Source organism: Paucilactobacillus salsurae, assembly GCF_054784995.1.
Genome location: NZ_BAAHWX010000003.1, coordinates 154,777 through 180,779, shown reverse-complemented (window position 1 = coordinate 180,779; position 26,003 = coordinate 154,777). Strand labels below are relative to the sequence as shown.

The 26,003-nt window shown below is 38.4% G+C and carries 24 protein-coding genes; 7 read left to right on the top strand and 17 right to left on the bottom strand.

What is annotated here, in order from left to right:
• Nucleotides 1-32: 32 nt before the first annotated feature.
• On the bottom strand, nucleotides 33-1,253 hold the full coding sequence (locus ACYVQZ_RS04470) for an MFS transporter (protein WP_461240200.1): 1,221 nt from the start codon (nucleotides 1,251-1,253) through the stop codon (nucleotides 33-35).
• Between the two features lie 156 nt (nucleotides 1,254-1,409).
• On the opposite strand from ACYVQZ_RS04470, the gene ACYVQZ_RS04465 reads away from it, so the two are divergent.
• Nucleotides 1,410-3,104, top strand: a complete 1,695-nt coding sequence (locus tag ACYVQZ_RS04465) for a phosphoenolpyruvate carboxykinase (protein ID WP_461240199.1) — start codon at nucleotides 1,410-1,412, stop codon at nucleotides 3,102-3,104.
• A gap of 39 nt (nucleotides 3,105-3,143) precedes the next feature.
• Here the strand turns inward: ACYVQZ_RS04465 and ACYVQZ_RS04460 are convergent, their stop codons facing one another.
• Complete coding sequence (locus ACYVQZ_RS04460) at nucleotides 3,144-3,800, bottom strand: DUF6198 family protein (RefSeq protein WP_461240198.1); 657 nt, start codon at nucleotides 3,798-3,800, stop codon at nucleotides 3,144-3,146.
• A 162-nt stretch (nucleotides 3,801-3,962) separates the two neighbouring features.
• Here ACYVQZ_RS04460 and ACYVQZ_RS04455 point away from each other — a divergent pair, with 162 nt between their 5' ends.
• Nucleotides 3,963-4,328, top strand: coding sequence for a YxeA family protein (locus ACYVQZ_RS04455; RefSeq protein WP_461240197.1), 366 nt, complete (start codon nucleotides 3,963-3,965; stop codon nucleotides 4,326-4,328).
• Between the two features lie 10 nt (nucleotides 4,329-4,338).
• On the opposite strand, the gene ACYVQZ_RS04450 is transcribed toward ACYVQZ_RS04455, so the two are convergent.
• The 9 genes from ACYVQZ_RS04450 to ACYVQZ_RS04410 form a co-directional block, all read right to left on the bottom strand.
• The gene (locus tag ACYVQZ_RS04450) at nucleotides 4,339-5,049 is read right to left on the bottom strand and encodes a B3/B4 domain-containing protein (protein ID WP_461240196.1); all 711 of its coding nucleotides are present in this window, start codon (nucleotides 5,047-5,049) and stop codon (nucleotides 4,339-4,341) included.
• A gap of 15 nt (nucleotides 5,050-5,064) precedes the next feature.
• The gene (locus ACYVQZ_RS04445) at nucleotides 5,065-5,379 is read right to left on the bottom strand and encodes a DMT family transporter (protein ID WP_461240195.1); all 315 of its coding nucleotides are present in this window, start codon (nucleotides 5,377-5,379) and stop codon (nucleotides 5,065-5,067) included.
• 156 nt (nucleotides 5,380-5,535) lie between these two features.
• Nucleotides 5,536-7,671, bottom strand: a complete 2,136-nt coding sequence (locus ACYVQZ_RS04440) for an ATP-dependent Clp protease ATP-binding subunit (RefSeq protein ID WP_461240194.1) — start codon at nucleotides 7,669-7,671, stop codon at nucleotides 5,536-5,538.
• A gap of 78 nt (nucleotides 7,672-7,749) precedes the next feature.
• Nucleotides 7,750-7,971 (bottom strand): transcriptional regulator, encoded by a 222-nt coding sequence (locus tag ACYVQZ_RS04435; RefSeq protein WP_461240193.1) that lies wholly within the window; start codon nucleotides 7,969-7,971, stop codon nucleotides 7,750-7,752.
• Nucleotides 7,972-8,069: 98 nt separating this feature from the next.
• Nucleotides 8,070-8,738, bottom strand: coding sequence for an NIF family HAD-type phosphatase (locus tag ACYVQZ_RS04430; protein WP_461240192.1), 669 nt, complete (start codon nucleotides 8,736-8,738; stop codon nucleotides 8,070-8,072).
• Nucleotides 8,731-9,366, bottom strand: a complete 636-nt coding sequence (locus tag ACYVQZ_RS04425; RefSeq protein WP_461240191.1) for a histidine phosphatase family protein — start codon at nucleotides 9,364-9,366, stop codon at nucleotides 8,731-8,733. Before ACYVQZ_RS04425 ends, ACYVQZ_RS04430 begins: the two co-directional genes overlap by 8 nt.
• Before the next feature lie 124 nt (nucleotides 9,367-9,490).
• Nucleotides 9,491-10,111 (bottom strand): LysE/ArgO family amino acid transporter, encoded by a 621-nt coding sequence (locus ACYVQZ_RS04420; protein ID WP_461240190.1) that lies wholly within the window; start codon nucleotides 10,109-10,111, stop codon nucleotides 9,491-9,493.
• A gap of 197 nt (nucleotides 10,112-10,308) precedes the next feature.
• Entirely contained in the window at nucleotides 10,309-11,040 is a 732-nt protein-coding gene (locus ACYVQZ_RS04415; protein ID WP_461240189.1) for a hypothetical protein, read from the bottom strand.
• Nucleotides 11,041-11,082: 42 nt separating this feature from the next.
• Nucleotides 11,083-11,436, bottom strand: a complete 354-nt coding sequence (locus tag ACYVQZ_RS04410) for an iron chaperone (RefSeq protein ID WP_461240188.1) — start codon at nucleotides 11,434-11,436, stop codon at nucleotides 11,083-11,085.
• 370 nt (nucleotides 11,437-11,806) lie between these two features.
• Here ACYVQZ_RS04410 and ACYVQZ_RS04405 point away from each other — a divergent pair, with 370 nt between their 5' ends.
• On the top strand, nucleotides 11,807-12,889 hold the full coding sequence (locus tag ACYVQZ_RS04405; RefSeq protein WP_461240187.1) for an Ldh family oxidoreductase: 1,083 nt from the start codon (nucleotides 11,807-11,809) through the stop codon (nucleotides 12,887-12,889).
• 32 nt (nucleotides 12,890-12,921) lie between these two features.
• Here ACYVQZ_RS04405 and ACYVQZ_RS04400 read toward each other — a convergent pair whose 3' ends face one another.
• On the bottom strand, nucleotides 12,922-13,632 hold the full coding sequence (locus ACYVQZ_RS04400) for a M57 family metalloprotease (protein ID WP_461240186.1): 711 nt from the start codon (nucleotides 13,630-13,632) through the stop codon (nucleotides 12,922-12,924).
• Between the two features lie 150 nt (nucleotides 13,633-13,782).
• Nucleotides 13,783-15,159 (bottom strand): sugar porter family MFS transporter, encoded by a 1,377-nt coding sequence (locus ACYVQZ_RS04395; RefSeq protein ID WP_461240185.1) that lies wholly within the window; start codon nucleotides 15,157-15,159, stop codon nucleotides 13,783-13,785.
• Nucleotides 15,160-15,479: 320 nt separating this feature from the next.
• On the opposite strand from ACYVQZ_RS04395, the gene ACYVQZ_RS04390 reads away from it, so the two are divergent.
• Nucleotides 15,480-17,102 carry an ABC-F family ATP-binding cassette domain-containing protein gene (locus tag ACYVQZ_RS04390; protein WP_461240184.1) on the top strand — a complete coding sequence of 541 codons (1,623 nt, stop codon included), beginning with the start codon at nucleotides 15,480-15,482 and terminating at the stop codon, nucleotides 17,100-17,102.
• Nucleotides 17,103-17,138: 36 nt separating this feature from the next.
• Here ACYVQZ_RS04390 and ACYVQZ_RS04385 read toward each other — a convergent pair whose 3' ends face one another.
• Together ACYVQZ_RS04385 and ACYVQZ_RS04380 are read right to left on the bottom strand one after the other, a co-directional pair.
• Nucleotides 17,139-17,591, bottom strand: a complete 453-nt coding sequence (locus ACYVQZ_RS04385; RefSeq protein WP_461240183.1) for a GNAT family N-acetyltransferase — start codon at nucleotides 17,589-17,591, stop codon at nucleotides 17,139-17,141.
• Between the two features lie 37 nt (nucleotides 17,592-17,628).
• Nucleotides 17,629-19,011 carry a L,D-transpeptidase family protein gene (locus ACYVQZ_RS04380; RefSeq protein ID WP_461240182.1) on the bottom strand — a complete coding sequence of 461 codons (1,383 nt, stop codon included), beginning with the start codon at nucleotides 19,009-19,011 and terminating at the stop codon, nucleotides 17,629-17,631.
• 267 nt (nucleotides 19,012-19,278) lie between these two features.
• Here ACYVQZ_RS04380 and ACYVQZ_RS04375 point away from each other — a divergent pair, with 267 nt between their 5' ends.
• Entirely contained in the window at nucleotides 19,279-19,887 is a 609-nt protein-coding gene (locus ACYVQZ_RS04375; protein ID WP_461240181.1) for a CBS domain-containing protein, read from the top strand.
• 133 nt (nucleotides 19,888-20,020) lie between these two features.
• Nucleotides 20,021-22,648 carry a pyruvate, phosphate dikinase gene (gene ppdK / locus ACYVQZ_RS04370; RefSeq protein ID WP_461240180.1) on the top strand — a complete coding sequence of 876 codons (2,628 nt, stop codon included), beginning with the start codon at nucleotides 20,021-20,023 and terminating at the stop codon, nucleotides 22,646-22,648.
• Nucleotides 22,649-22,723: 75 nt separating this feature from the next.
• On the opposite strand, the gene ACYVQZ_RS04365 is transcribed toward ppdK, so the two are convergent.
• Both ACYVQZ_RS04365 and ACYVQZ_RS04360 read right to left on the bottom strand, forming a co-directional pair.
• Nucleotides 22,724-23,191 (bottom strand): hypothetical protein, encoded by a 468-nt coding sequence (locus ACYVQZ_RS04365; protein WP_461240179.1) that lies wholly within the window; start codon nucleotides 23,189-23,191, stop codon nucleotides 22,724-22,726.
• A 20-nt stretch (nucleotides 23,192-23,211) separates the two neighbouring features.
• The gene (locus tag ACYVQZ_RS04360) at nucleotides 23,212-24,372 is read right to left on the bottom strand and encodes a LysM peptidoglycan-binding domain-containing protein (RefSeq protein ID WP_461240178.1); all 1,161 of its coding nucleotides are present in this window, start codon (nucleotides 24,370-24,372) and stop codon (nucleotides 23,212-23,214) included.
• Between the two features lie 192 nt (nucleotides 24,373-24,564).
• On the opposite strand from ACYVQZ_RS04360, the gene ACYVQZ_RS04355 reads away from it, so the two are divergent.
• On the top strand, nucleotides 24,565-25,965 hold the full coding sequence (locus tag ACYVQZ_RS04355; RefSeq protein WP_461240177.1) for an MFS transporter: 1,401 nt from the start codon (nucleotides 24,565-24,567) through the stop codon (nucleotides 25,963-25,965).
• Nucleotides 25,966-26,003: the final 38 nt, after the last annotated feature.

Here is a 26,003-nt window from a genome sequence, read left to right as displayed (position 1 = left end):
ATGTCAACTAGTTAAGAATCATTCTAAATAACTCAATGTTTCACTAATGAAATATGGTCCTTACGATAAGCTACGAGAACTACACCGATGTTAATCAGGACCAGTAATGTGGTCATCAAAAAAACATATCGATAATCTAAAATACCAGCAACACCAGAGGCCAGCATCGGTCCAATCACTGACCCAATGGCCTGAAATGATTGGTTATAGCTAAAGATACGACTAATCGAAGTGGTTGGTGTATTAATCGTCATCACAGATTGCGTCACTGGCAGTAACGCAGCATCCGCAATCCCCACAATAAATCGCAAAATACCGAGCTGTACGACCATGGTTGTGAAAAACATAGGAAAAAAGACCAGGCCTGACAAAACTAGTCCACCAATTAACACCCGTTGTGGGCCAATGTGGTCCCCTAATGATCCGAGTCGTGAAGCACTTAGTAACGTGGCAATTCCTGGCATGGCGGCAATCACCCCACTAACAAACGCAACATTACCTTGATGATGCATTAATTGTTGCACAAACAGACTGATAATCGGATTAATCGAATTGGTGGCAGCTTGAATTAACATTGAAGAAATAATCATTGCCCAAACAACATGAACATTTTTAACCCCTTCAAACGCACTCGTTTCATGATCTCGATCAACTTTCGGTAGTGGTTTAAAATCTTCTTTCACACCAAATAAGGTGACAAAGGTGGCAATCACCATTAAGACCCCAAACATGAAGAATGGAATTCGGTACCCAAAAATACCGGCGATAAAGCCACCAATAATCGGCCCCACTAATTGGCCGCCAACCGCCCCGGTTGTGAGAAAACCCATGGCTCGACCACTTTGTGATTGAGGCACTTCACTAGCAATCAAAGCGTAGGCATTATTGATATAACCTGAAAAGCCCCCCTGAACCAGTCGCAGAAAAATCAGCACCCAGACATTAGGAGAAAAGCCAGTCAAAGTCGCTGTGATTGTCATTCCAATTGAAGCACGCATTAACATTGGTTTACGCCCAGTTCGATCAGCTAATTTTCCCCACATTGGTGACACGATGGCCTGGCTTAAAAACGTGACCGCAAAGGCTATCCCTGCGTAAAGTGTTAGTTCCCATTTGGGAAAGTTATCCATTGAGGCAATGAATAATGGTAAAAATGGCAGGCTCATACTGGCGCCCGCACCAGTGGCAAAATTACCCAGCCATAAAGCGTAAATGTTTTTGCGCCATTGATTATTTTTTGGTTCTTCTGCCATTATTTGATCTCCTTTTTATGTATTTTTAACTAACCTTGTGAATTTTTTCGATAATTCTATTATTTTACTTAATTTTGTTGTACAGTATTCTTTAATACTCTGATCAACAAATGTGTTGATTAATAATAATAGTATGAGAAAGGGTTTAGAGGTTTTATGAAACAACATCATTTTATTCAAACTGATTCAATGTATGTGAACGACGAACGCAAAATTGCCGTATTAGATTACAGCCAGAAATATCTTAGTAATGCTTTTGACGTTTTAAATAGTGACGAAATGGCGAAAATTGTGGCCCTATACCTGAAATCAAAAAAACACGCTGATGAACCTAAAAGTTTTGAACAAACTGATGTAAAGACCTATTTGAATGTGGTCAAACAAATTCTCGTTGATACACCTGATGCATTAGGTGAATTTGACCAGACCGAAGTACTACAAAGTATCGAAGATTTATACTCATTCTACCGTTCATTTCTCAGAATTTCAGTGATTAATTTAAAAAATAATAACATTGTGGCGAGTGAATTTATGTCGATTGATAATCGCTTTAATGAATTAATTCGTGGCATCTACCGAAATGTCGAAGAAAAACTACAAGGTTTTACTAATAAAACTTATCGACAAGTTAATGCTGGAACCAACGCTTGCGTGTTAGTTGAACCACATCGCTGGCAAATGCCCGCCAACTATTCGGCGTTGAAAAAAATTAATTTTGTCGACACAATTATGTTACGACCCCCAATGATGATGCACACGAAAAGTAATAAGCGCGAAGGTGTCTTCAGTGCCGTTAACTACAATCCAATTGACCATTTTAATGGTGATAAAAATGATTGGTTCTGTTTTCCAGCTAAAATTGGTGAAAGTTTAGCCTTTATTTATTTCCACAAAGATTACTTTGTCAGTGGCTTAGCACTAGCCAACTTGTTTGAAGTTGCATCTAGTGAAGAAGTCGAAAATGCTAAACCCGATTTGGTTTTATTATTCGGTTTAGAGCAAACCGAAGGCCAAGTTAGCCACTATTATCATGATGAAGAAAATGATATCTGGGTTGGTGAAGTGCCATATAATGACAAGACCACCTACTTTGGCTACATGAAGAAAATGTGTTTAACGTTGCATAACTTGCACATGATTTATTCTGATCGTCTTCCTATTCATGGCTCAATGGTTAGAATTAAATTTTCAAATGGTAAAAATAAAACCGTTGTGTTCTTTGGTGATTCTGGTGCCGGTAAGTCTGAGTCAATTGAAGCACTGCAAGAAATTGCCGATGAAAAAATTGTTGAATTAGAAACGATTTTTGATGATATGGGCAGCTTTGCGCTCGATGACAATGGACAGGTTTACGCTCAAGGAACCGAAACCGGCGCGTTTGTGCGACTCGATGACTTAAGTACGGCGGTAGCGTTTAATAACATGGACCGTGGGGTTTATTTAAATCCTGAACGTAAAAATGCCCGTGTTATTATTCCTGCCAATAATTTCAAGCGTGTGGTCACACACCATACTATTGATATGTGGGTTTACGCCAACAATTATGATTCTGAAATTGGGGTTCATCAGTTTGAAAATCCACAAATTGCCCAAGAAACATTTATTGCCGGTAAACGTAAGGCACTAGGAACCACTGATGAAGTTGGCATGAGTACTACATTTTTTGCCAATCCTTTTGGCCCAGTGCAAGAAGAAGCTAAAACACGTCCTTTAATTAACACGATGTTTGAACAACTATATAAGCAAAATATTTACGTTGGTGAAATTTATACACATCTTGGTAACGACAAGTCTAAAGGTGCTTTAAATGAATCTGCTAAACAACTTTTAGATGTTTTAATGCATCTATAGAAAAAGGCTCGCTTCCTGCGAGCCTTTTTGCTTACTCTTTTAAATATCAACGTGATGTTTTAATTGTGGAAAAACGTGCGTATCAGACCAACTCATCAGCGCCCCTTGAATTGTTAATGCTAAGACAGTCCCATACCCAATTGCTTCGATCTTGCCTGTTGCCAAAACAGATACTACGATAATAATAATCGGCGGGACGTAACTGACCCATTGTCCCAAAATTGCAGAACCTTTTAAAAATTTAAACCTCAAGATATAAGAAAGGTCATCATTCGGATGCATTAATAGATTGGAACGCTGATAGATCGATACAGCGGCAGCAATCACAAAAATTCCTAAAGTATCTAATATAACCCTAATTGGCACGCTCCACAAAGGCACCCCAATAAAATTCCAAACCATCGTAAATCCAGATACAAGGTAGCTGAACGGGAACGCATAAAGAAGATTAGAAAGAAATCGACGCCGATCAAAATGGCCCAGTAAAATTTGATTAACAATTGTAATCACCACGCCATAAATAAACAGAGTGGTCCCAAGCTCAATATGAATCCAGTTTGATAAATTAACCGACGACCCGGTCCAAACTGCACTCCCCAAATGGGTCGAAATTGTTAAGCCATTACCGGCCGCATTCATGAAGATAGATAACACCCAAAAGCGCATTCGTTGGGGGAAATCTTTTATTTTAGCCACTAATCTCTTCCTCCGTTTCACTCATTTGGTTATTCTACACTTTTACGGCGTAAATGTTGACTCCCCTTTTTAAAAAATCTGTTAATTCTGCAAAAACTAATTGTCGCGCGACCGTAGTTTCTATATAGTTAACCTATTAAGTTTTGGAGGAATAACGTGATTATGAATAATAAAAAAGTCATTGGCATTGTTATCGTTTTTATCGCGATTATTGGTGGTATTTTTGCCTATCAAAAGATGAATAACACCGTTTACTATGCTAGAGTTACTGACAACTATAGCGCGCACACGCAAAAAGACAAAAATGGTAAAGTGATGGGACATAACTACATTTATCATTTAGTTGGTTATGATCAAAAGGGCCGTTCTGAAAGGTTAACCGTCCAATCAATGGCCGGAACTAAATTTACAACTGGCCATTACATCAAAGTTGATTGGTCCCATAGTAAGGGCGTTAAAAAATATGAGCGCATCAGCTGGAATAAAATTCCAAAAAATGCGCAAACCAAACTCAAACAAACTCAGTAATTCTATCTGTCTATAATGCGATTTCTAGGGTTTGAGCATTAAGTGAAGAGCTAGTTGATTGAATCGCAAAGGTTTGATCAACTAGCTTTTTTAGTTCATCAATGGCTGCATTAGCACGAACAGCTTTTTCTTGGTTGATGGCCTCGACCACCATGACAGCATCGGTTGTTTCTTCAGTCAGCATCGTTCTTTGCGCTTCACGCCAATTAAAACAACGACATACTGCACCTGTTTGATCGTAATAAATCACTTCACCGGGTAAAGCAGGTGCGTCTTCTGTAGCACCAAGTGGTTTGAAAGATTCGCCGCCATCGGCGACCCCCAAATGCAAATCGCCATCAATAGCACTGATGGTTTCACCACCAACTGGAACGGCATATTTTAATGAAACACTATTATAAATATCGACTAAGGGAATAATTGGGGTAAACTCATGTCCCTGACTAACCCTCTTTAGTAACGCTTCAATAGACGAGCGTGCGCCTTTTTTGGTTTTAAATTTCGTAAATGCATCGCGCCACTGGCTGACCACTGGATTATTGCGAAATGGTTCAACAGTCACATATTGTTGCGCTTCTTTTTCGGCATCTACCAATAACTGCTGGAATGTATCTTGCTTAGATTCTTGAACGTGATTGTCAAAATCACTTAAACGTAATAAGTTGATTTGAACATCTGGAAATAGTTCTATAACTTCTGGATCAATGACAAATTTTTTCATTATGGTCACTCCTCTTTAAACTGTTATTTTAATCCCGACAATCCCAATTAACAACATGGCAACAAATATCCAAGTAATTAATGGAATACGATCACCAAATAAAATCACGCCGGCAATAATGGCACCGACAGCACCAATCCCTGTCCAAATGGGATAGGCAATACCTAGTGGCAATACTTTAATGGCTTTAGCGAGCAGCAACACGCTCACCGCCATAAAAACAACCGTTAACACTGAATAACCCATTTTTTGGAACCCATCGCTAAGTTTCATCGTGGTTGCCCATGCTGTTTCAAATAATCCTGCAATAATTAAATAGATCCATGCCATTGTTAGCCCTCCTAAACAAAAAAGCACTAGTTGCGCTTCTTCAAAGACCTAACGAAGCGCACCTAGTACCCGGTGGTAGTTTTTTTATTGACGTAATTATACCACATTAATTTACTCACAAAAAAGGCCTGAGACAAGTGTCTCAGGCCTTCAACGTTATGCAGGTTGTTTTTCTTTTGTGGCATCAAGAATTTGAATCGTGCCATCAACTAATTCTGCTTTTAATTGATGAACATCTAAATGATCCAAATAAAAGTCAGTTACTTTGTCACGAATTTGTTGTTCAATCACCCGACGTAATGGCCGAGCACCCATTGCTTCGTCGTAACCTTGTTCAATTAACCAATTTTTAGCATCATCTGAAACTGTCAGTGTAATATCTTTCTTAGCTAAAGTTTGGTTAACTTCAGTCATCATCAAATCAACAATTTTACCTAAATCATCTTTAGTTAAATGACTAAATTCTACAATACCGTTGAACCGGTTCAAGAATTCTGGTCTGAAGTATGGTGCTAATTTTTCCATTAACGTTTGATCTTTTTGATCATCCCCGGAAAGGCTTTCTGCACCAAAACCAGCGTTCGAAGTGGCAATCACAACGGTGTTCTTGAAGTTGACCACATTACCTTGACCATCCGTCAAGCGACCGTCATCCATCAATTGTAACAACAGTGTTAAAACTTGTGGATGGGCCTTTTCAATTTCATCTAACAAGACGATGGAATATGGATTTCGACGAACCTTTTCAGTTAAAGTATTGCCGTTATCTTCATAACCAACATACCCAGCACTCGTTCCAATCAACTTGGAAACGGCAGTGAGATCAGAGTATTCAGACATGTCTAAACGAATAATGTTGTCTTTACTGCCAAACAGGTCTAATGCTAATTGCTTAGCCAATTCTGTTTTACCAACACCTGTTGGTCCAACAAACAAGAAGCTACCAATTGGGCGATTACCCTCGTCAAAACCAGCACGATTTCTGCGAATGGCTTTGGCAATCATATCAACAGCTTCATCTTGGCCAATCACTTTGCCTCGCAAGCGATCTCCGAGACCCTTTAAGCGTTCAATGTCTGAGGTACCCATCTTTGATACTGGAATACCTGTCAGTCGTTCCGTTGCTTGGGCAACATCGTTGACTGTGGCAGTAACTTTTGGCGTATCATCTTGCGTGTCATCAGCTGTATTAAGTTGCTTTTCAATTTTTTCAACAGTTTGTTTAGCACTTTGAGCGTCTTCATAGCGTTCTTCTTTAGCCGCGTCACTTTGGGCTTGCTTTGCTTCTTTTAATTGTTTCTCCAAAGAAACCTTATCAGTGACAGGGTGTTTAGCTGACAAATGCGCAGCCGTCATGTCGATCAAATCAATTGCCTTATCAGGTAATGAACGCTGTGGAATGTATTGAATCGAAAAATCAACGGCAGCTTTTAAGACATCATCTGGTAATTCAACGTGATGATGCTTTTCATATAACCCTTTGATGCCTTGTAAGATCTTAAATGTATCTTCTGCACTTGGGGCGTTAACTGTTACTTCGTTAAATCGCCGTGCCAACGCAGCATCTTTCATGATGGTGTTACGATATTCATCTTGGGTGGTAGCACCAATAACGGTAATTTCGCCGCGGCTCAATGCTGGTTTAATCATATCAGCTAATCCTTTTGAGCCAGAATCTGATCCGGTAGAACCAGCACCTAAAATTTGATGAATTTCATCAAAGAATAAGATGACGTTGCCAGCAGATTTAACTTCTTCAATTAATTTTTGAATGTTTTCTTCAAAACTACCACGGTATTGTGTTCCAGCTTCCAAGTTGGAAAGATCAATACTGATAATTTGCTTATCTTTAATTGCTGCTGGCACATTACCGCTCACAATTGCTTGTGCCAAGCCTTCAACAACAGCTGTTTTACCAACTCCGGCATCTCCGACCAACACAGGGTTATTCTTAATCCGACGGCTCAAAATTTCAGCTGTTTCCTGAATTTCTTGGTTACGGCCGATTACTGGATCTAATTTGCCGGCTTTAGCTTCGGCGGTCAAATTACGGCCTAATTTTTCCAGAATGCTATCGCCTTTCTTAGCTTGTCCACCTTGTTGCAATTGTCCTTTTTGAGCAGCTTGTTGACGCATTTGTTCCAATTGTTCTGCAGTGACTTCTTGGCCATTAACCAAGTAGTGTTTTTCCGAGTTAACGCCATTCATGCCATGCATCATGTCGTTAAAAATGTCGTCAAACCCGTTGTTTGAAAAGAATGGATCATTGTTGTTAAAAAATGAATTGTCCATGTAAAATTCCTCCTTATACAGAGCGGAAGTTCTAAATAACTTCTTCATTAAGAGAAATACTCTATTTAGTTGTCCACTCTACTTTAAATAATTACTTTCTAGTTCTTTTAAGACTTCCCACATATTCTGGTGCATGGTTTGCGCCAAAGCATGTAAATCTCTTAAATTTAATGAGGTGGCATCCGATTGTGTTTTATTAAACGATTTATGAATGGTGGTATAACCGTATCCTCCCGTTTTTGCGACTTGATAGATCGTTAAGTCATGATCTTCAAGGTATGCTTTCACATCAATTTCCATTTTCTGAACCTCCTCGATTTATAATATATCACATTTGTGCTATATAGTCAAGAAAGGTCAAACTTTTTCTTGACGATAAAAAATAACACATTCCTGTGTTATTCATTAGCTTTCATTCTATTGATATCATCGACTGCGCGCGGTAATTCTCCAGTACCTTCAATGAGCTGTGTGGGCTTTGCTTCTTGCAATTCCTGCTTAGTGCCAAATCCATATGTCACACCAATTGTAGTTAATCCATTGACCTGACCACCGGTAATGTCAGAAGGCCGATCACCCACCATCACCACTTCTTCTGGCTTAAACAAGTTTAGTTGATCTAAGCCATATTTGATAATATCTATTTTGCTAGTGCGAGACTGGTCTAACGTCGCCCCAAACACTTTTTCAAAATACTGATCTAACTCAAAATGATCGATAATTTGTTGAGCATAGACCTCTGGCTTGGCTGTGGCAATATATAAATGGTAATTGTGTTGAAGTGTTTGCAGTGCTTCTGTCATTCCAGCGTAAACTTCATTTTCAAATAGACCTTGCTTAGCATAGTACTCACGGTATTTTTGTACAGCTTTTAGAGTTGTTTCATCATCAAGATGACAATAGTCTTGGAAAGCTTGAAAAAGTGGTGGACCAATAAACAAATTCAAGGTTTTTTCACTTAATTTTTGTAATCCCAATTGTTCGATCGCGTAATTAACTGCATTCACGATACCCGCTTGAGAATTAGTTACTGTGCCATCTAAATCAAAAAATACTGCTTTAATCATGAGTGCTGTTGCCTCCGAAATCCTGACTGTAATAGTTCAAAAACTGTTGGGAAGTGTCTGGCATGATCGTAATTTTGCTGACACTGGCATTCTCTGGTTCTAATACTGCCAACGGATCAGCTGCTTTTAACGCGTTAACCACAAAGCTTCTGATTGTAAAGCCATGTGACACAACCACGATTTTTTCATGTGGATATTTTCGCACAATATCATAAGTGAAATCTGCTACCCGTTGTTCAACATCACTAAATTTTTCGCCGTGTGCAACTGAAGCGTATTCTGGTAATACATCTTCAGTCTCCGAGCTAAATAATTGGGGAAATGTTTTGAGTAGTTCGGCTTTTTGATGACCATCCCAATCGCCATATGAAATTTCAAGTAATCGTTTGTCCTGTATAACCGGCAGTTGTGCCGTCTGATTGACAATTTCGGCAGTTTGCATGGTTCTCACCAACGGACTCACGATTAGTAGATCCGCAAAACTAATATCGAAATGTTTTTGCAGTTTCTCAGCCTGTTTAATTCCAGTATCATTTAAATAGGCAATTTCAGTATTCGTAATGCCTTGGTTGATTTTCAAAACGTTACCTTTGGTTTGACCATGGCGAATTAAATATAATTCAGTCATTTGTTACTCCTTTGCAGCAAAGATTTGATTCATAATACCATATTTTTGCTTACGGTGAATCTACAAAAAAAGCATTGGTTCTCCAATGCTATGTGTCAATCATATGTTTCACGTGAAACATAATTTAGTGAATAAACAGGCGAATGGCCGTAATAATCAAATTAACACCGTAAATCATCACAATTGCACCTGAGATAATATTGATCCACATTAAAAGCTTACGTGGCAATCGATTTTTTAAGCTGCCAACAATCAACGTAATCCCAAAAAACCAAATCGCAGTCGCTAAAATAATCCCACCTAAAAAAGGTAAGGCTTGCCATTCACTTAACGTGCTCCGAAACGCCCCTAGGCTGATACCTGTATCAATAATAGCCTGTGGATTAGCAAATGTGACAATCCAAGCACCCTTGAATGCTTGTGTCAGCGTCATTTCTTTGTCGTCATTCCCCAGGCCCATTTGATTAGCTGAGCGCAAAATACCGTAGCCCATCCAGATCACAATTAGACCACCAACAGCCATAATGATCTGTTTTAAAATGAGATACTTGCCAATCAGTGCGCCCATGCCTAAAAACGCCACTGAAGTCAATGCTGTATCAGCAATCCAAATGAACACTGTGATTAGCAGCGCTTTACGTAATCGGTGCGTCATGGCGTTATTAAACACAAAAATATTTTGCATCCCAATTGATGAAACGAGGGCGAAACTAATCAGCATCCCCTTTAAAACTGTTGCTAGCATAATCTACTCTCCTTAAAAAAATAAATAGGCATTCAGCTCCAGTCTTATAACACGTTTCCGTGCGTAACCTACGACTGTGAGTTTGAATGCCTACTATCATTTGCCCGATGACAAATGTAATATTAATAGCGATTAATTTAAGAATTACTTTATCGAAATTTTTAGTAACTGTCAACCTGGTATTTACCGAACACTTACTACACTTTGGTCAATTCATCTAATGTTCGTCCGTTTTCATCAACTAATTCTAACCAGCCATTTGTATCGCCAAAATATAAAAACAAGCCCACTTCATTGACACTACGTAGTTTGATGTCAGTTGTTGTTTGGCCGTTTTTAATTGAATCTGCATGGTCAGCCCTTAATTTTTCGCCATATTTGGTTCCATAGCGGATTGATCCATCTTTATTCATAATCTGATTTTGGGCTAATTGAGCGCCTTTTTTGATTGTCATTTCTTTAGACTTGGTCCAGTAAACTGTCGCCTTACTGCCATTTCGTTCAACATTAAACGGATGGTTGATTAATGTTTTATCAAATCGATGTCTAGCTTTAGCAGATGTCGCTTTTGGTTTGCCGCCTAACGCAATTCCAAAGCGCCGTAGAATTGTTTCTATCATCGCAAAATAAGGTGTGAGTATCTTCATCTGGTTAGCTGGAATTTCTTGATAAGCAGTGGTTATTTTATTTTCAAAATACCGCGCAATAAACTCAGTCTCAATTGTCCACAGAGATTCTACAATAATGCGCTCGTCATAGGTTTTTGGCTCTTGATTTACTGCGATTACATGTCCTTTGGAGACAAATAATTGTAATTCATTGGTTGTCTGTTCTTGTTTATCGGCAATGAAAATCAATTTACCCTGCTTTTTTGGCAAAGTCACAATGGTCTGTGTATCTTCAATAGTTACATCAAATTCTAATTTCATCTGTACACTCCTATTGTCCTCAACTTAGATTAATTCATTTCATTAAATGTTGTGTTTAATCCGAATAGCCTCTAATCGACTTTTTACAATCTTTAAAATTAGCGCTGTCGGTAGCTCCTGATCATAAGGAAACTGAATCGCACCTTTAGATGTTTTGTATGCAGTTAGCTCATCTTTAAATTCAACAATTGGCGTTGCTGTGGGGTAAAATCCCAAATGAGTTTTAAAACCACCAAAATGAACGACATTTTCATGCCAGTAAAACGTAGGTAGTTGATAACTAATTTTTTCCTGGGCATCGGGTAATGTTTTTTTTAATAATTGATAGATTTCTTTTAATTTAGGTTGTTGGTTTTGTGGTGCGTTTTGAATGTAACTTTCAATTGGGGTGACCATCAAATTACTCCTCTCGCACAAATTATTCATCACTACTATACCCTATTTAACTGATTGGTGGTTGACAAATTAGTCAAGGTGAACTAAATTGCTTATTAAACAAAACATTAAAAAACAATGAGAAGAGTAACTAACAACGAGTAACAGAGACCGTTGGTATTGGTGCAACAACGGACTTGAAGTTGGTGAAGATGAGCTCTAAAAAGTTAATCATGGTTCACGCTGTGCTTACGATCGGCAATCGTTAACATGCTTTAGAGGCAATCTTTGGATTGTAAAGCTAGGTGGTACCACGGTTTAAATCGTAATCGTCCTTGTACAAAATAATTGTACAAGGACGATTTTTTATTAAACGAAAGAAGGATTTACAATGAAAATCAGCGCACAAGTTGAACAAACTTTTTTAGAACAAGTCTTTGCAGCATACCATTTTAATGAAGCGGATGCCCATTTACTGGCAGATACTCTAGTTGATGCTGACCTCCGAGGGATTTCATCACATGGTATCCAACGTCTTGCTTGGTATATCAACATGATTGAAGAACATATTATTGAACCAACCAAAGCTCCGATTATCTTAAAAGAAACACCAACCAGCTTATTAATTGATGCCAATCAAAACATGGGCCATATCGCATCCGCGTTGGCAATGAATAAACTGATTGAAAAAGCTAAAAAGTCTGTCGTGGCTGTCGCTGTCATTCGTAACTCCAATCACTTTGGAACTGCAGGATATTATTCCAGAATGGCTGCAGAAGCCGGCTTAATCGGCATTTCCAACACCAATACGCGGCCACTCGTCGTTCCCACAAATGCCAAAGATGCTTTTTTGGGGTCAAACGCCTTTGCCTTTACGTTCCCCGCAGATCCACATCCATTCGTTTTCGATGGCGCGACATCGGTTGTTTCCGGCGGTAAAATTCAAGTCTTAGCCAAAAAAGGTGGTCAAATTCCTGGTGAATGGGCCATTGATGGTGATCGAAATGTTGTTAAGGATGCTAATGCAGCTGAAGATATTTTATCAAAAGTAGCCTTCACAGAAGAACAACCCGGTGGTGGCGTGCTGACACTAGGCGGTAACTCAGAAGAAAATTCAAATTATAAAGGCTTCGGTAACTCATTAGTGGTTGAATTATTAACTGGTATTTTGGCTCAAGGGTCAATTTCTGCAGACACCAATACCGGCAAACACGATTTCAGCCAATTCTTTATGGCGATTGATCCTGCCTTCTTTGGTGATTTGGAAACCTTGAAGACAAACGTGGAAAATATGTTTGATCGCATTCGTAATCTCGATAAATTACCTGGGACACAAATCATGATTCCTGGCGATCGTGAGTATCGCCATTTTGATGATAATAAAATTAATGGCGTGACAATCGACGATAAAACCGCTGAGCAAATTCAAACAATTGCAACTCAATTACACTTAGATGCACCAAGTGCATTATAGACAAAAAGCGTTTGGAAAAATTCCAAACGCTTTTATTTATAGATACTCTTTAATCCGGCTAGATCCTCTGGAGATAGTTGCACAGTCCCGCGATCCATTGGGTACATTACCGAATCAAAACTGTCACTATGATCCAAGCCTAATGCATGCCCTAGTTCATGTAACGCCACTGATTTACGAATTGATTTCGCATAATAAATATTGAGTTTAGCGCTCCCATGGTTAAATGCGTAATCTCCACTTAAGTTACTTCCCTTGGTGATTGTCGGGCCACCTTCCCCGAGTTCAATTGTTTGTTGCTCAAGATTAGCCATCTTTTTTGAATAAACAGAAAAGGTAACGCGATTATCTGTAGTGTGACCCTTTCCTTTGACTAAATGAACAATTCCAGTTGCGTTATAGTCAGCAATTGCTTGATCAAACACTGCCCTAACAGTAGCTGGTGTTTTACTTGTATACTGATAATAGTATTTTTTTGACAACGAAACATTCTTAACTATTGATTCTACAGGTGTTGCACTACTGGAAATACTTGTCCCTGTTTGCTTATTGCTCACTCGTTTTTTTGATGATGCTTGATTGGCATCGTTATGAACCGCTTTTTGCCAATATAATTCAACTTTTTGAGAAGCACGGTCGGCATAAAAATTAAGCTTTTGATTAATCATTTTTTGGTGATCAAACAAAAACAAGCCTGCAGCTATTAAAATGACAGTTAGCAATGCTATTTTAATGTGTTTCAACGGCCTGCTCCTTAATTTACTTAATAATGCCTCTATTATTTCATAAATCTTAGTATGATTGTTTTAATAATACAACTCAATTGATCTTTTTAATCAAAATTTACAAATAAAAAATCATGACAACAGTCATGATTTTTTTTGAGATTAAATTTAATTATTCTTTTCTTCCGCTTGATGGCGCATTTCCATTTCAATTTCTTCAAGTGATTTTCCACGTGTTTCAGGAACAAAATAGATAACAAAGAAAATCGAAACAATGGCAAAGAAGGTAAAGACCGCAAATGGTCCGCCCACATTATTATGAAAAACTGATAATAAGACTAGGAAAAATTGTGACACAATAAAGTTTCCAATCCAGTTGGCTGCTGAACCAATTGAATTACCAACACCGCGAACGTTTAATGGGAAGATTTCACCAATCATTAACCAGCAAATTGGACCCCATGAAACCGCAAAACCAAAAATATAAATCGCGATTAAAATCATGGTTGGCACTGCTGCTGCTTTGACACTAATTGTGAAGTTCAAAATCGACAAAATACCAATGGCCACTGCCATCACTACGGAGCCGAATAACAGGATCGTGCGACGATTGAATTTATCCATAATCTTGTATGCCAATACGGTACAGACAAAATTAACAATTCCAATTCCCACTGAAATCCAAATCGCATTACTTTCTGCGAAACCAAATCCCTTAATGAATACTTGTGGTAAGAAGTAAATCACAGAATTAATCCCAACTAACTGTTGTAACAGCATTAATCCAACTGCCACAATCACGGCTGGACGCGCAAAAGTAAATAATTCTTTCAAGCCACCCTTAGGTTGATTAGCGACTTTTTGAATTGAGTCTAATTCGGCATCAGGATCTTCAGATGTGTTTTCACGCAACTCATGTAAAACAGTTCGCGCTTCGTCAACTTTACCCTTTTCAACTAAAAAGCGGGGAGATTCCGGTAGAATCAATGAGCCGATAAATAAAATGGCAGCTGGGATCAACGCTGACCCAAGCATCCAGCGCCAATCACGCATGCCAAGCAGGTTATGACCTAAAAAGCCTAGGTTGGAAACATAGGCCAGTAAAATACCTAATGTGATCATCAATTGGAACATCGTTCCCAAAGAGCCACGGTGAGGAGCGTCTGCTAATTCAGCTAAATAAGCTGGTGTTAATGCGGATGCTGACCCAACAGCGAATCCTAATATAATCCGCGCAATAATCATCGACACAAATCCAACCGCGGTCATCGATAATGTTGACCCAATCAAAAATAAAATTGATGCCACTAATAATAGGCGCTTGCGACCAAACCGGTCAGACAATGAGCCAATTGACAAGGCCCCAATTGAAGATCCAATCAATACTGATGATGTAATAAATCCTGTTTGTTCAATGTTTAAATGGAAGTCCGTCTCAATTAATGATGACGCACCTGAAATAATTCCTGTATCAAATCCAAATAACAGTCCACCTAAAGCACCGAAAACAAAAATAAAAAAGATGCTTAAATGTCTTGTTTTCATATCAATCTCTCCTAATCAATAGTAACTAACATATTTACAAAATCATATTGTAAGCCTTTTCAATGAGATTGCAAGCGATTAACTTACTGATATCAAGCGCTTTTTGTCACAAAGTAGACCAATTTATATTAACTGAATGTCACTTAAATATTGATTTAACAGATAATAAAACCATAATGTGAATTGCAAAAATTTGAAATGGTATACACCAAATATGTCTAAAATTTAAAGATTTTTTTTCTTTATTTGTTTGCACGTCTTGAATTTGATAAGATAGTATGACTATTAGAAATCAACCAAAGAAAAAGTGAGGTAACCAATTGTTAACTGTTAATAACGTGTCGATGACATTTTCAGATCGTAAATTATATGATCACGTCAATCTTAAATTTACCCCTGGCAACTGTTATGGCATTATCGGTGCCAATGGTGCCGGTAAATCAACATTTTTAAAAATCATTGAAGGCCAATTAGCGCCAACCACCGGTACTGTTACTATGGATCCTAACGAACGCATGAGTAGTCTTAAGCAAGATCACTTTGCTTTTGACGACCAGACTGTCATTAATACGGTTCTGCAAGGTTACCAGCAACTGTACGCCGTAATGGAGGAAAAAGATGCTTTGTATGCCAAAGAAAATTTTTCGGATGCGGATGGTATTAAAGCAGCAGAACTCGAAGGAGAATTTGCCGAAATGGATGGCTGGAATGCTGAAAGTGATGCCAGTCAACTATTACAATCATTAGGCATCCCAGAAAGTCAACACGATCTCTTAATGCAAGAACTTGCCGAAAGCGACAAAATTAAGGTCTTGTTAGCACAAGCGCTCTTTGGTAAGCCTGATATTTTGTTACTTGACGAACCGACCAACGGCCTTGACCCGCAAACGATTAGCTGGTTAGAAAATTTCTTAGCCGACTATGAGAATACTGTGTTAGTGGTCAGTCATGACCGACATTTTTTGAACGCTGTCTGTACCCACATGTGTGATGTTGACTTCGGTAAAATTGAACTTTTTGTGGGTAACTACGATTTCTGGTTACAAAGCTCACAACTGGCCGCACAATTGAAATCCCAATCAAATGCCAAAAAAGAAGAACAAATCAAGCAATTACAAGAATTTATTGCCCGTTTTTCAGCAAACGCCTCTAAATCAAAACAGGCAACTTCACGAAAGAAACAACTTGATAAAATCACGTTAGACGATATTAAACCAAGTTCTAGAAAGTATCCGTTTATTAAGTTTACGCCTGAACGCCAAATTGGTAATGATCTTCTGAAAGTTGAAAATGTCAGCAAACAAATTGATGGTCAACAAATTCTTGATCAAGTCAGCTTTACACTGCAACCTGGCGACAAAACTGCATTTATTTCGCGGAATGATATTGCCACTACCACTTTAATGCAAATCATTGCGGGTGATTTAGAACCTGACCGCGGCACGGTCACATGGGGTGTGACTACCACTCGCTCGTATATGCCAAAAGATCTTAATCCAGAATTTGACAGTGAAACACTCAACATTTTGGAATGGTTGCGTCAGTATGCCAGTAAAGAAGAAAGTGACAACACTTTCTTACGTGGTTTCTTAGGTCAAATGCTATTTAAAGGCGATGATGTGCTCAAAGAAGTTAACGTTTTATCTGGTGGTGAAAAAGTACGGAGCTTTCTTTCCAAATTGATGTTAACTAAATCTAACGTTTTATTACTTGATGACCCGACTAATCACCTTGATTTGGAAAGTATTACCAGTTTGAACAATGCGTTAATTAGTTTCCCTGGTTCGTTAGTATTTACTAGTCATGACCATGAATTTATTCAAACAATTGCTAACCATATTATTGAAGTAGGACCAAAAGGCATTGTTAATCGTGCAGATACCACCTATGATGAGTTCATGAAACACGATGTTGTTGCTGAACAATTGAAAACAATTTACTAAAATAAGGAATCGGGTTTATCCCCGATTCCTTATTATTTATGATGTTAATACAAAGTCAATATGTTCTATGCCATCAATTAGATACGGATCAGACACTGCTTGAAAGTTAAATGACTCATAAAACTTCTTCAAATAACTTTGTCCCTCAATCTTAATTTCATTTCCCGGGTAATTTTTTTGAATTTCGTTAATAGTTTTAGTCACAATTTGACGTCCAAATGAATTTCCGCGAAACTTTTTAACAACAAGCACTCTTCCAAAGCTAATGTGTTTGCCATCATCATGTGGAACAATACGAGTGTATCCAGCTAATTGGTTACCGACTTTAAGCATCACGTGAGTGGCTTGACCGTCCTTATGATCAACTTCTTGATAAGCACAGTTTTGGTCTACAACAAAAACTTTTGTACGCTCGTACATAATATTTACCAACTCTGCTGCCGTCAATTGTTGAGTCGTTTTTACAACAATATTTACTTCATCCATCATTTATATCTCCAGCATTCTCTTTTCAAAATTCTGTAAATCAATGAACAATTACTGGTGTTCCCAAGGATACTTCATTAAACAATTTGCTCATGAATGCCGGTGGATTGTTCACGCATCCGTGACTACCGTGTGATTGATACCAATTTCCGCCATATTTTGGTTGCCAAGGTGAATCATGCAGCCCAACCCCTGTGTCATCAATAGGCATCCAGTAGTTAACATGGCTAGCATATTTAGTTCCATTACCATTGTTACCCCTTAGAATGGCATTTGGCTGCTTACTCCAAACATCATATACTCCAGTTGGAGTAGCATTATTTTTGTTTGGATTACCAGTAACGACGGCACTTTCCAACATTAATTTACCGTTCTTGTAATAATATTCATGCTGTTGTTTTAGATCAACTTCCACATAAGTGTTGCCTATATCCGTGCCATTTTTGTGGTAACCGGAACCCTTTGTCTGAATCCATTGATTAAATTGTTGACCATTTAGAATTGTACGCTTCAAAGCTGCCACTTGTTTAGGTTTGTTAACTGTCCATCCATACAGACCGCCTTTAACCTTAATGCTGCCATCATTAGTAGATTTAAAGCCATGATCTTTGCCATAGGTACCATATTTATCATCAATTTTGGATAAAAACTGGCTCACATTAGCATCATCAAACTCAATACTGGTACCAGATTGCTTAACCCAACTTTGAACTTTATCTCTAGAAATATGAATTGTTTTATCATTGTAGATTTTAAGTGTGCCGGAAACCTTTCCAATTTTTTCCATCTTATTTTTTAAGGTTTTAAACTTGCTACTTTGAATCGTTAACTGTGGCTTTTCATAGGTATCACTCATTTTAATAACATTCGTGTTTTGATCGATGCTTTTTTGTACCGTCATAGCCAGTTGATCAGCTGCTATCTTATTGCCTTGAAACTGTTTTTTGACCATTAATTTGCCATTTTTAAATGATAATTGGGCGCTTTTTGACGATTGGCGATTTTCATTCAACACGGCTGCTTTTTTTTCGCTAAAATTTTGTAATTTTGATTTATTCAAAAGTGCCTGACCATTAGGTATTTCGTTTGGTTTAGTTGAGACTAATTTTATTGGCCAGGTCCATGCATTCTGCGATTTTGCTATCTGATCTAGCGGTACTCTAAAATCTTGACGAATGCCCAGTTCTTTTTGGCTAGCACTAAAAACTGTTTTGTCATTTTCTGTAAATTTGTACTCTGAAGTTTTAATGTTTTGATTTAATGTTTTACTTGCCGAGGTAACATTTTTGCCAGCAATGCTAGTTCCTAAAATTGTAGTTCGTGGCAGAAAATGATTGTGATAATGAATTACACCACCAAGATAGATTACAATCAAAAAGGCGCAAATAATACTAATCCATTTATTTCGATTCTGCTTTTTCACTTGTTTGCTTCTCCTAACAGTTCGGTTTTAACGTTTTCACAATAGCATGTTCACCTTTGAAACTCAATATTTCGGCAAAAACGCAATAAGTATTTATCAATTTGTTCGATTAATTCTTCTATATTGTAAGTAAACAACGAAATACCCGTTTCATGCAAATATAATGCTGTAAATTTATTTATGTCATCACATTGTGGAAATAAGATATTAAATTAAACATGCTATGATATAATGAAAACAATCACATTTCACGAAAGGAATATTCTTATGCAGTTAACGTCACGTCAAAAAGAAATCATTCAGATGCTCAAACAACAAAGTCCCATGACTGGCGAAGAAATCGCAAATAAGTTAAATCTTGGTGTCCCAACAATTCGAACGGACTTGCGAATTCTGTCAGCATTGGAATTACTGACGTCACGCCCAAAAGTTGGCTATAGCTATCAAATACCGCCAACAGTGGCTATCAATGCTCAAAAATATGATCAACCGATTTCAGAAATTTTGTTGCCGAGTACCGAAATTCATCAAGATGCTACTCTTGAAGAAGCTGTGACAACCATGTTTCTGGCCGATGTTGGTTCTTTATACGTTATTGATGCAGAAGGTGCGTTAGTGGGACTCATTTCACGCAAAGATTTGCTAAGAGCTAGCTTTACCAACAAAGATGCACCAGATTTGGTAGCAAGCATTGTCATGACACGAATGCCAAATATCGTTACGGTCAACGCCAAAACTTCAATCAGAGATGCCGGCAAGTTACTCATTAAGCACAATGTCGATTCACTACCGGTCATCACTGATGATGATACAGCCCATCCAATTGGTAAGATTACTAAAAATCGGATTTTTAAATATTTTATGGATCAAATTTAATCAGGGTAGAATCGCCTTTTGGCGGTTCTTTTTTTATTTCTTTTGAAGAAAACGCTTGCATTTTTTTAAATTAAATATTATATTACTATTCATAGATATATGATGTTTTATTTATTTAAAAGGTGGTAATCTGATGAAAGAAATATACTTATTTACTGAAGGAAACATGAAAATGCGTGATTTATTAGGTGGTAAAGGAGCTAACCTTGCTGAAATGACCAATTTAGGTATTCCAGTACCCAAAGGCTTTACGATTACCACTGCCGCTTGTCACGAATTTCAAGAAACCAATCAATTGAGTGAATCACTATTACAAGAGTTGGATGATGCACTTAATACACTTGCTAATGAATCTGGCAAGAAATTCAACGATTCACACAATCCACTGCTTGTTTCAGTGCGTTCTGGTGCGCCAATTTCGATGCCTGGCATGATGGACACCATTTTAAACATTGGTCTCAACGATGAAACCGTTGAAACCTTGGCTGAGATTACCAATAATCCACGATTTGCCTACGACAGTTATCGCCGTTTGCTAGCCATGTTTGGAAACGTTGTTTATGGCATTGATGAGCAATCATTTGATGACATTCTAACGGCAACCAAAAACGCCAATCATTATCAATCTGATCTCGAATTAACTACTGATGATTTGAAACAAATCGTTGCTGACTTTAAACAACTTTACAGCCAAAGTTCAGCAGGAACCTTTCCTCAAGATCCACAGGCCCAATTATTAGACGCGATTACAGCTGTCTTTGAATCTTGGAATAACCATCGTGCAATTGTTTATCGTCGCGAAAACAACATCCCCGCTGACTTAGGAACGGCAGTTAACGTGTGTGAAATGGTCTTTGGTAATGCGGGTGCGGATTCCGGAACAGGTGTTGCCTTTACCCGTGACCCTGCAACTGGAACCAATGCATTATTTGGTGAATATCTTTTAAACGCACAAGGTGAAGATGTGGTATCCGGTGTTCGGACGCCACAACCTGTTTCCACTTTACAAACCACCATGCCTGATGTTTATGAAGAATTAGCTAAAATTGCAACAACACTAGAGCAACATTATCACGATATGCAAGATATCGAATTTACGATTGAACATGGTAAACTTTTCTTACTGCAAGCACGTGATGGGAAACGGACAACCGCCGCAGCACTTAAAATTGCCGTTGACCAAGTTGACGAAGGCTTAATTACAAAGAAACAAGCGCTAATGCGTCTCAAACCAGATGATTTAAGTGAAATGCTTCATCCAGAATTTGAAGAAGCAACCTTAGCAAGTAGTACACCACTCGCTAGCGGCTTACCAGCTTCCCCTGGCGCTGCTAGTGGGCAAGCTTACTTTACAGCTGACAAAGCAAAAGCTGCACGCGATGCGGGTAAAGAGGTCATCTTAGTTCGTCAAGATACTTCACCAGAAGATATTGACGGAATGGTTGCTAGCAATGCCATCGTCACTGCCCGTGGTGGAATGACGTCTCACGCTGCCGTGGTTGCTCGTGGTATGGGCGCAACAGCCGTGGTTGGTGTGCAAGCATTACATGTAACCGACTCATCTGCTTCAGTTGATGATTTAGTCATTAATGAAGGTGATTGGTTATCAGTTGATGGTGCCAATGGTCATTTATATCTTGGCCAACTACCAACTACAGAAGCCAAATTAAATGACGATTTAGATACATTTCTTGATTGGGCAAAAGAAACTGCCCGCATGCAGGTATACACTAATGCGGATACACCACAAGACTTACAAAAAGCCCTTGATTTTGGAGCTGATGGTGTTGGCCTTGTTCGGACTGAGCACATGTTCTTTAAACAAGAACGCTTAATTCACATGCGCCGAATGATTTTGGCTGAAACGGCCGAAGAACGAAAAGATCCATTAGAACAGTTAGCAAAAATGCAAGAAACTGATTTCTATGCCTTGTACAAATTAGCTGGTGTGAAATCCATTACCATTCGTCTACTAGATCCACCATTGCATGAATTTTTACCACATGACGCACATGAAATTCAAACAGTGGCAAAGCAACTCGACATGGACCCAGCTACACTAAAGGCGCGTGTTGATTCATTAAAAGAAGTAAATCCAATGCTTGGTCACCGTGGTGATCGCTTGGCTGTCACTTATCCTGATATCTATCAAATGCAAGTGCGTGCCATGATGAATGCCGTGTGCCGCTTAGCAACTGAAGGATTGACTGTCACACCGCATGTGATGATCCCATTGACTAACACTGCAGTTGAAATGCAATGGATGCGTGAACTCGTCAGCAACGTTATTGAAGAAATTGCTGCTGACCACAACCTGGACATCAATTATGAAGTGGGTACCATGATTGAAACGCCACGTGCCTGTGTTACTTCAGCTCAAATCGCAGAATCTGCTGATTTCTTCAGTTTCGGGACCAATGATTTAACGCAATTAACTTTCGCATATTCTCGTGACGATATTGCCAGCTTCGTAGGTGCATATTTGGATAAAGGGTTACTTCCTACTGATCCATTCCAGCATCTTGATCAAGAAGGTGTCGGTGAAATGATGCGGTTAGCCGTGACAGGCGGGCGTCAGACTAATCCTGAATTACCAATTGGTGTTTGTGGTGAAATTGGTGGTGATCCACAATCAACCGACTTCTTTGAAAAAATTAATATTAGTTATGTTTCATGTTCACCATACCGGGTACCTGTTGCACGTCTTGCCACGGCACAGGCAACCATTAAAAATGAAGTCTCCGAAAAAGCCTTTGCTTAATTAATAACCTATTCACATTCCGAATAAATAACAAACGCCTTATCTCAATGAGATAAGGCGTTTTGCATGTTCTAACTAATTAACTTTTTCGAATACTGTTTTACTCTTAACTTGTCCTTGACCAGCTTTAGCAATTTGATAGGTAAAGCTATGTGAGGTAAATTTCTTATTGGTGGCTAAAATACTGTTATATTGCCACTGCGAAACCTTACTTTTTTCTTGCTTAGCCAGTGTTAACTTACTGCCATCTGCTTTATAAGTCCAAGTTGCATCCTTTGACTGGGTCGCATATTCTTTTTCAAACGAACTTGAACTGGCAGCCGCATCTAAAGCTGTATTTTTATCTTGATTCACAACAGCTTGATCACCGTTTTGTGCGAAAGTAATATACAATGTTTTATCTTTGGAAACACTTTGGTATCTGTAGGCGTTACCTGGTACTTTTTTGGCAACCGAATGACTCATATTCCAATACATGCCACCGGCAACACCCAAAATAATGATGATTACAATGCTAATAATGGTCCATTTTCTTTTTTTCATCAGCCTAAACTTCTCCTAGATTAATAATCAGTGTCATCAGTTGTATCAGTTGCTTCATCTGATTGACTGCTTTGACTTGATTCACTGTCAGTTGAATCGTTATCTGATGAATCTTCATCAGAACTGGTTTCATCTGAACTACTATCAGCATCAGAATTTGACGTTAATTGAATATTGAAGTCGAAGTCCTTACCATTTTGCGTGATGGTAATTTCAATTTCATCAGCATCTTTAACATCACTCAAGTTGTGATCTTTTTTCAATTGTTTGTAAATCTTTTTCACCAATTTATTGGCATTAATTTTGGTCAGCTTTGAACTGCTCAAGGTAACGGTTTGATCTTCATCATAAACCATTGAAGTATCTGAAGAATCAGCGTCATTTGATTCAGAATCACTGTCAGACTCGCTATCTTCGTCTTGGTTATCACTATCACTAGTAAAGTCAACAGAGACGTTATTTTTGTCTTCGTCGGCTAAGCCAATTTTAGTGGCAAATTTATCACTGACAGCGTCAGAGAACTTATCTTCTGCAGAAGTACTATCATCAGAACTTGATTGTGTATCACTTTCAGATGAGTCAGTGCTGCTTTGGTCGTCAGAAGAGGATGCTTCAAATCGATTATCATCTTGACTACTGTTGTTTGAATCGTTACTTTCTTGATTATCATTATTATTGTTATTGTTGTTGTTTTCAATAATGACTGGAGACACATCAATGTGAACTGAATGATCACTATTATCTGAAAAATCGTTGATCGTAACTTTTGTATTAGCTACTTGATTACCAGCACCATCGTATGTCCAGTTACTTGGCACAACGCCATCCCGATTTAAAATCAATACATCCCCTGCATAAATTAAATCAATGTTAGTAATTTTATTATCATAAGCTAACTTACTAACCGAAATACCAGTAGCAGCAGAAATGCCTGAAAGGGTATCGCCCCATTGGATAATATATCTTGCACCATTCAAATTGTTAACATCAATGTGTTGTGAACTGATATTATTGCCAATTTGTTCTGACGAATTAGCCACCCAATTTGTAATATCAGCACGTTGTGCGTTGGTTTGATTTGTATAAAAAGTATCTGCAGCTGCAGCTGTTGTTGTTGCAACAAACGGTGCAATTAATACTGCACTCGCCAATGCTGCCCCCAAGATTCGTTTCTTATTCATAGTTTTCCTCCAGTTAAGATATAAAACAGATATTATAATTACATTATTATAATATCTGTTTTGATAAGTGACTTCAACAAGTATCGACCTAATAATTACCTGCTTTAAACTTACCTAAACATTTTTTTGGACCATTCTTCACCAAAAGTTTAAACTACTTACAACAACAATTTGTGCCAGGAGGTTCATCCATTGCATGCTAACCATGTTTCTAATCAGACAAAATTGGCAATATTTGCCACCAGTATGTTGTCCTTCATTGGTATCCTAGTTGAAACATCTTTAAACGTAACTTTTCCGACGATGACTAAGCAATTTAATTTACCTCTTTCAACTGTTCAGTTGCTCACATCCGGATACTTGCTCATGGTCACTATTGTGATGAGCACTTCTGCATTCTTAATTAAGCGATTCAACGCTCGTGAATTATTCCGTTTCGCCATTATTATTAGTCTCCTTGGTACTCTTTTGTGTGCGTTGACGCAGAACTATTGGATTTTGCTCTCTGGTAGGCTCCTTCAGGCCGTTGCCACTGGGATTTCAACGCCCTTAATGTTTCACGTCATCTTGTCACTCATCCCGAAAGCTAGATTAGGCACATACGTTGGACTAGCCAGTATGATTACATCATTTGCGCCAGCACTAGGGCCAACCTATGGTGGCTTATTAAACTATTACTTGTCTTGGCATGCGATTTTTTGGTTTGCAATCCCACTCCTACTGATCGCCACATTTGTGGGCGAAGTAAGTCTTCGTTTAGAGGCCGAAAATGCTGGGACCAATTTTGATACTTTAGGCGTTATTTGGTTGAGCATCTTTCTTTTTAGTTTCATCGAAGTATTTAATCAAGCTAGTAGTGCAGGACTATTTAGTTTCAATGTTGTTTTAACATTCATTATTACTTTAATTACATTTGGTTTGATGCTGTTTCATAGTAGAAAAAGCGCTCATCCACTGCTAAACTTTAATATTTTACGCCAAAAGATTGTCGCATTGCGCGGAACCAACTACGTTATTTTGCAATTTATTAATATTGGCATTTCCTTTGTCATCCCTGTTTTTGCACAGAACTATCTTGGCGCCAATTCATTATCTGCGGGCTTAGTGCTATTGCCTGGATCGCTTTTAGGAGCTGTGATTGCGCCAGTTGCTGGAACATTATATGATCGCTATGGTGCCACGCTGGTACTGTTAATTTCTAATTCATCCATGATTATTGGCTCACTGCTGCTTTGGTACTTTGCCCGCGACTCTTCTTTAATCCTAATCACTGGTCTATATATGTTTTTACGATTTGGTTTTAATTTCGGTTTTGGTAATACACTATCCGATGCTAGTAAATCATTACCAGCTAATGATCAGACCGATTTAAATTCAATTCTTAACACTGGGCAACAGTATGCGGGTGCACTTGGTACTAGCGTGTTATCATTTGTCTTTTCTAGCACGCAACTTAGCCATCCAAATTTTACAACTCATCACAATGCCGTTTTAGGTGCACAAAATTCATTTGGCGTTCTCACCATTTTGGCGCTTGTGGCACTGTCAACAACAATAATAGTTGCACTGTCTCGTCGTCACCAATCCATTTAAAATAAATAAAAGCTACTTGATTATAAAATATCAAGTAG

What these genes read in the sequence shown, in the direction of transcription:
- ACYVQZ_RS04405 (WP_461240187.1), top strand. Translation starts at nt 11,807, where the DNA reads ATGAAAATCAGCGCACAAGTTGAACAAACTTTTTTAGAACAAGTCTTT.
- ACYVQZ_RS04415 (WP_461240189.1), bottom strand. Translation starts at nt 11,040, where the DNA reads ATGAAATTAGAATTTGATGTAACTATTGAAGATACACAGACCATTGTG.
- ACYVQZ_RS04455 (WP_461240197.1), top strand. Translation starts at nt 3,963, where the DNA reads ATGAATAATAAAAAAGTCATTGGCATTGTTATCGTTTTTATCGCGATT.
- ACYVQZ_RS04360 (WP_461240178.1), bottom strand. Translation starts at nt 24,372, where the DNA reads ATGAATAAGAAACGAATCTTGGGGGCAGCATTGGCGAGTGCAGTATTA.
- ACYVQZ_RS04445 (WP_461240195.1), bottom strand. Translation starts at nt 5,379, where the DNA reads ATGGCATGGATCTATTTAATTATTGCAGGATTATTTGAAACAGCATGG.
- ACYVQZ_RS04410 (WP_461240188.1), bottom strand. Translation starts at nt 11,436, where the DNA reads ATGGTCACCCCAATTGAAAGTTACATTCAAAACGCACCACAAAACCAA.
- ACYVQZ_RS04375 (WP_461240181.1), top strand. Translation starts at nt 19,279, where the DNA reads ATGCAGTTAACGTCACGTCAAAAAGAAATCATTCAGATGCTCAAACAA.
- ACYVQZ_RS04435 (WP_461240193.1), bottom strand. Translation starts at nt 7,971, where the DNA reads ATGGAAATTGATGTGAAAGCATACCTTGAAGATCATGACTTAACGATC.
- ACYVQZ_RS04425 (WP_461240191.1), bottom strand. Translation starts at nt 9,366, where the DNA reads ATGACTGAATTATATTTAATTCGCCATGGTCAAACCAAAGGTAACGTT.
- ppdK (WP_461240180.1), top strand. Translation starts at nt 20,021, where the DNA reads ATGAAAGAAATATACTTATTTACTGAAGGAAACATGAAAATGCGTGAT.
- ACYVQZ_RS04395 (WP_461240185.1), bottom strand. Translation starts at nt 15,159, where the DNA reads ATGAAAACAAGACATTTAAGCATCTTTTTTATTTTTGTTTTCGGTGCT.
- ACYVQZ_RS04450 (WP_461240196.1), bottom strand. Translation starts at nt 5,049, where the DNA reads ATGAAAAAATTTGTCATTGATCCAGAAGTTATAGAACTATTTCCAGAT.
- ACYVQZ_RS04465 (WP_461240199.1), top strand. Translation starts at nt 1,410, where the DNA reads ATGAAACAACATCATTTTATTCAAACTGATTCAATGTATGTGAACGAC.
- ACYVQZ_RS04430 (WP_461240192.1), bottom strand. Translation starts at nt 8,738, where the DNA reads ATGATTAAAGCAGTATTTTTTGATTTAGATGGCACAGTAACTAATTCT.
- ACYVQZ_RS04365 (WP_461240179.1), bottom strand. Translation starts at nt 23,191, where the DNA reads ATGAAAAAAAGAAAATGGACCATTATTAGCATTGTAATCATCATTATT.
- ACYVQZ_RS04440 (WP_461240194.1), bottom strand. Translation starts at nt 7,671, where the DNA reads ATGGACAATTCATTTTTTAACAACAATGATCCATTCTTTTCAAACAAC.
- ACYVQZ_RS04470 (WP_461240200.1), bottom strand. Translation starts at nt 1,253, where the DNA reads ATGGCAGAAGAACCAAAAAATAATCAATGGCGCAAAAACATTTACGCT.
- ACYVQZ_RS04385 (WP_461240183.1), bottom strand. Translation starts at nt 17,591, where the DNA reads ATGATGGATGAAGTAAATATTGTTGTAAAAACGACTCAACAATTGACG.
- ACYVQZ_RS04420 (WP_461240190.1), bottom strand. Translation starts at nt 10,111, where the DNA reads ATGCTAGCAACAGTTTTAAAGGGGATGCTGATTAGTTTCGCCCTCGTT.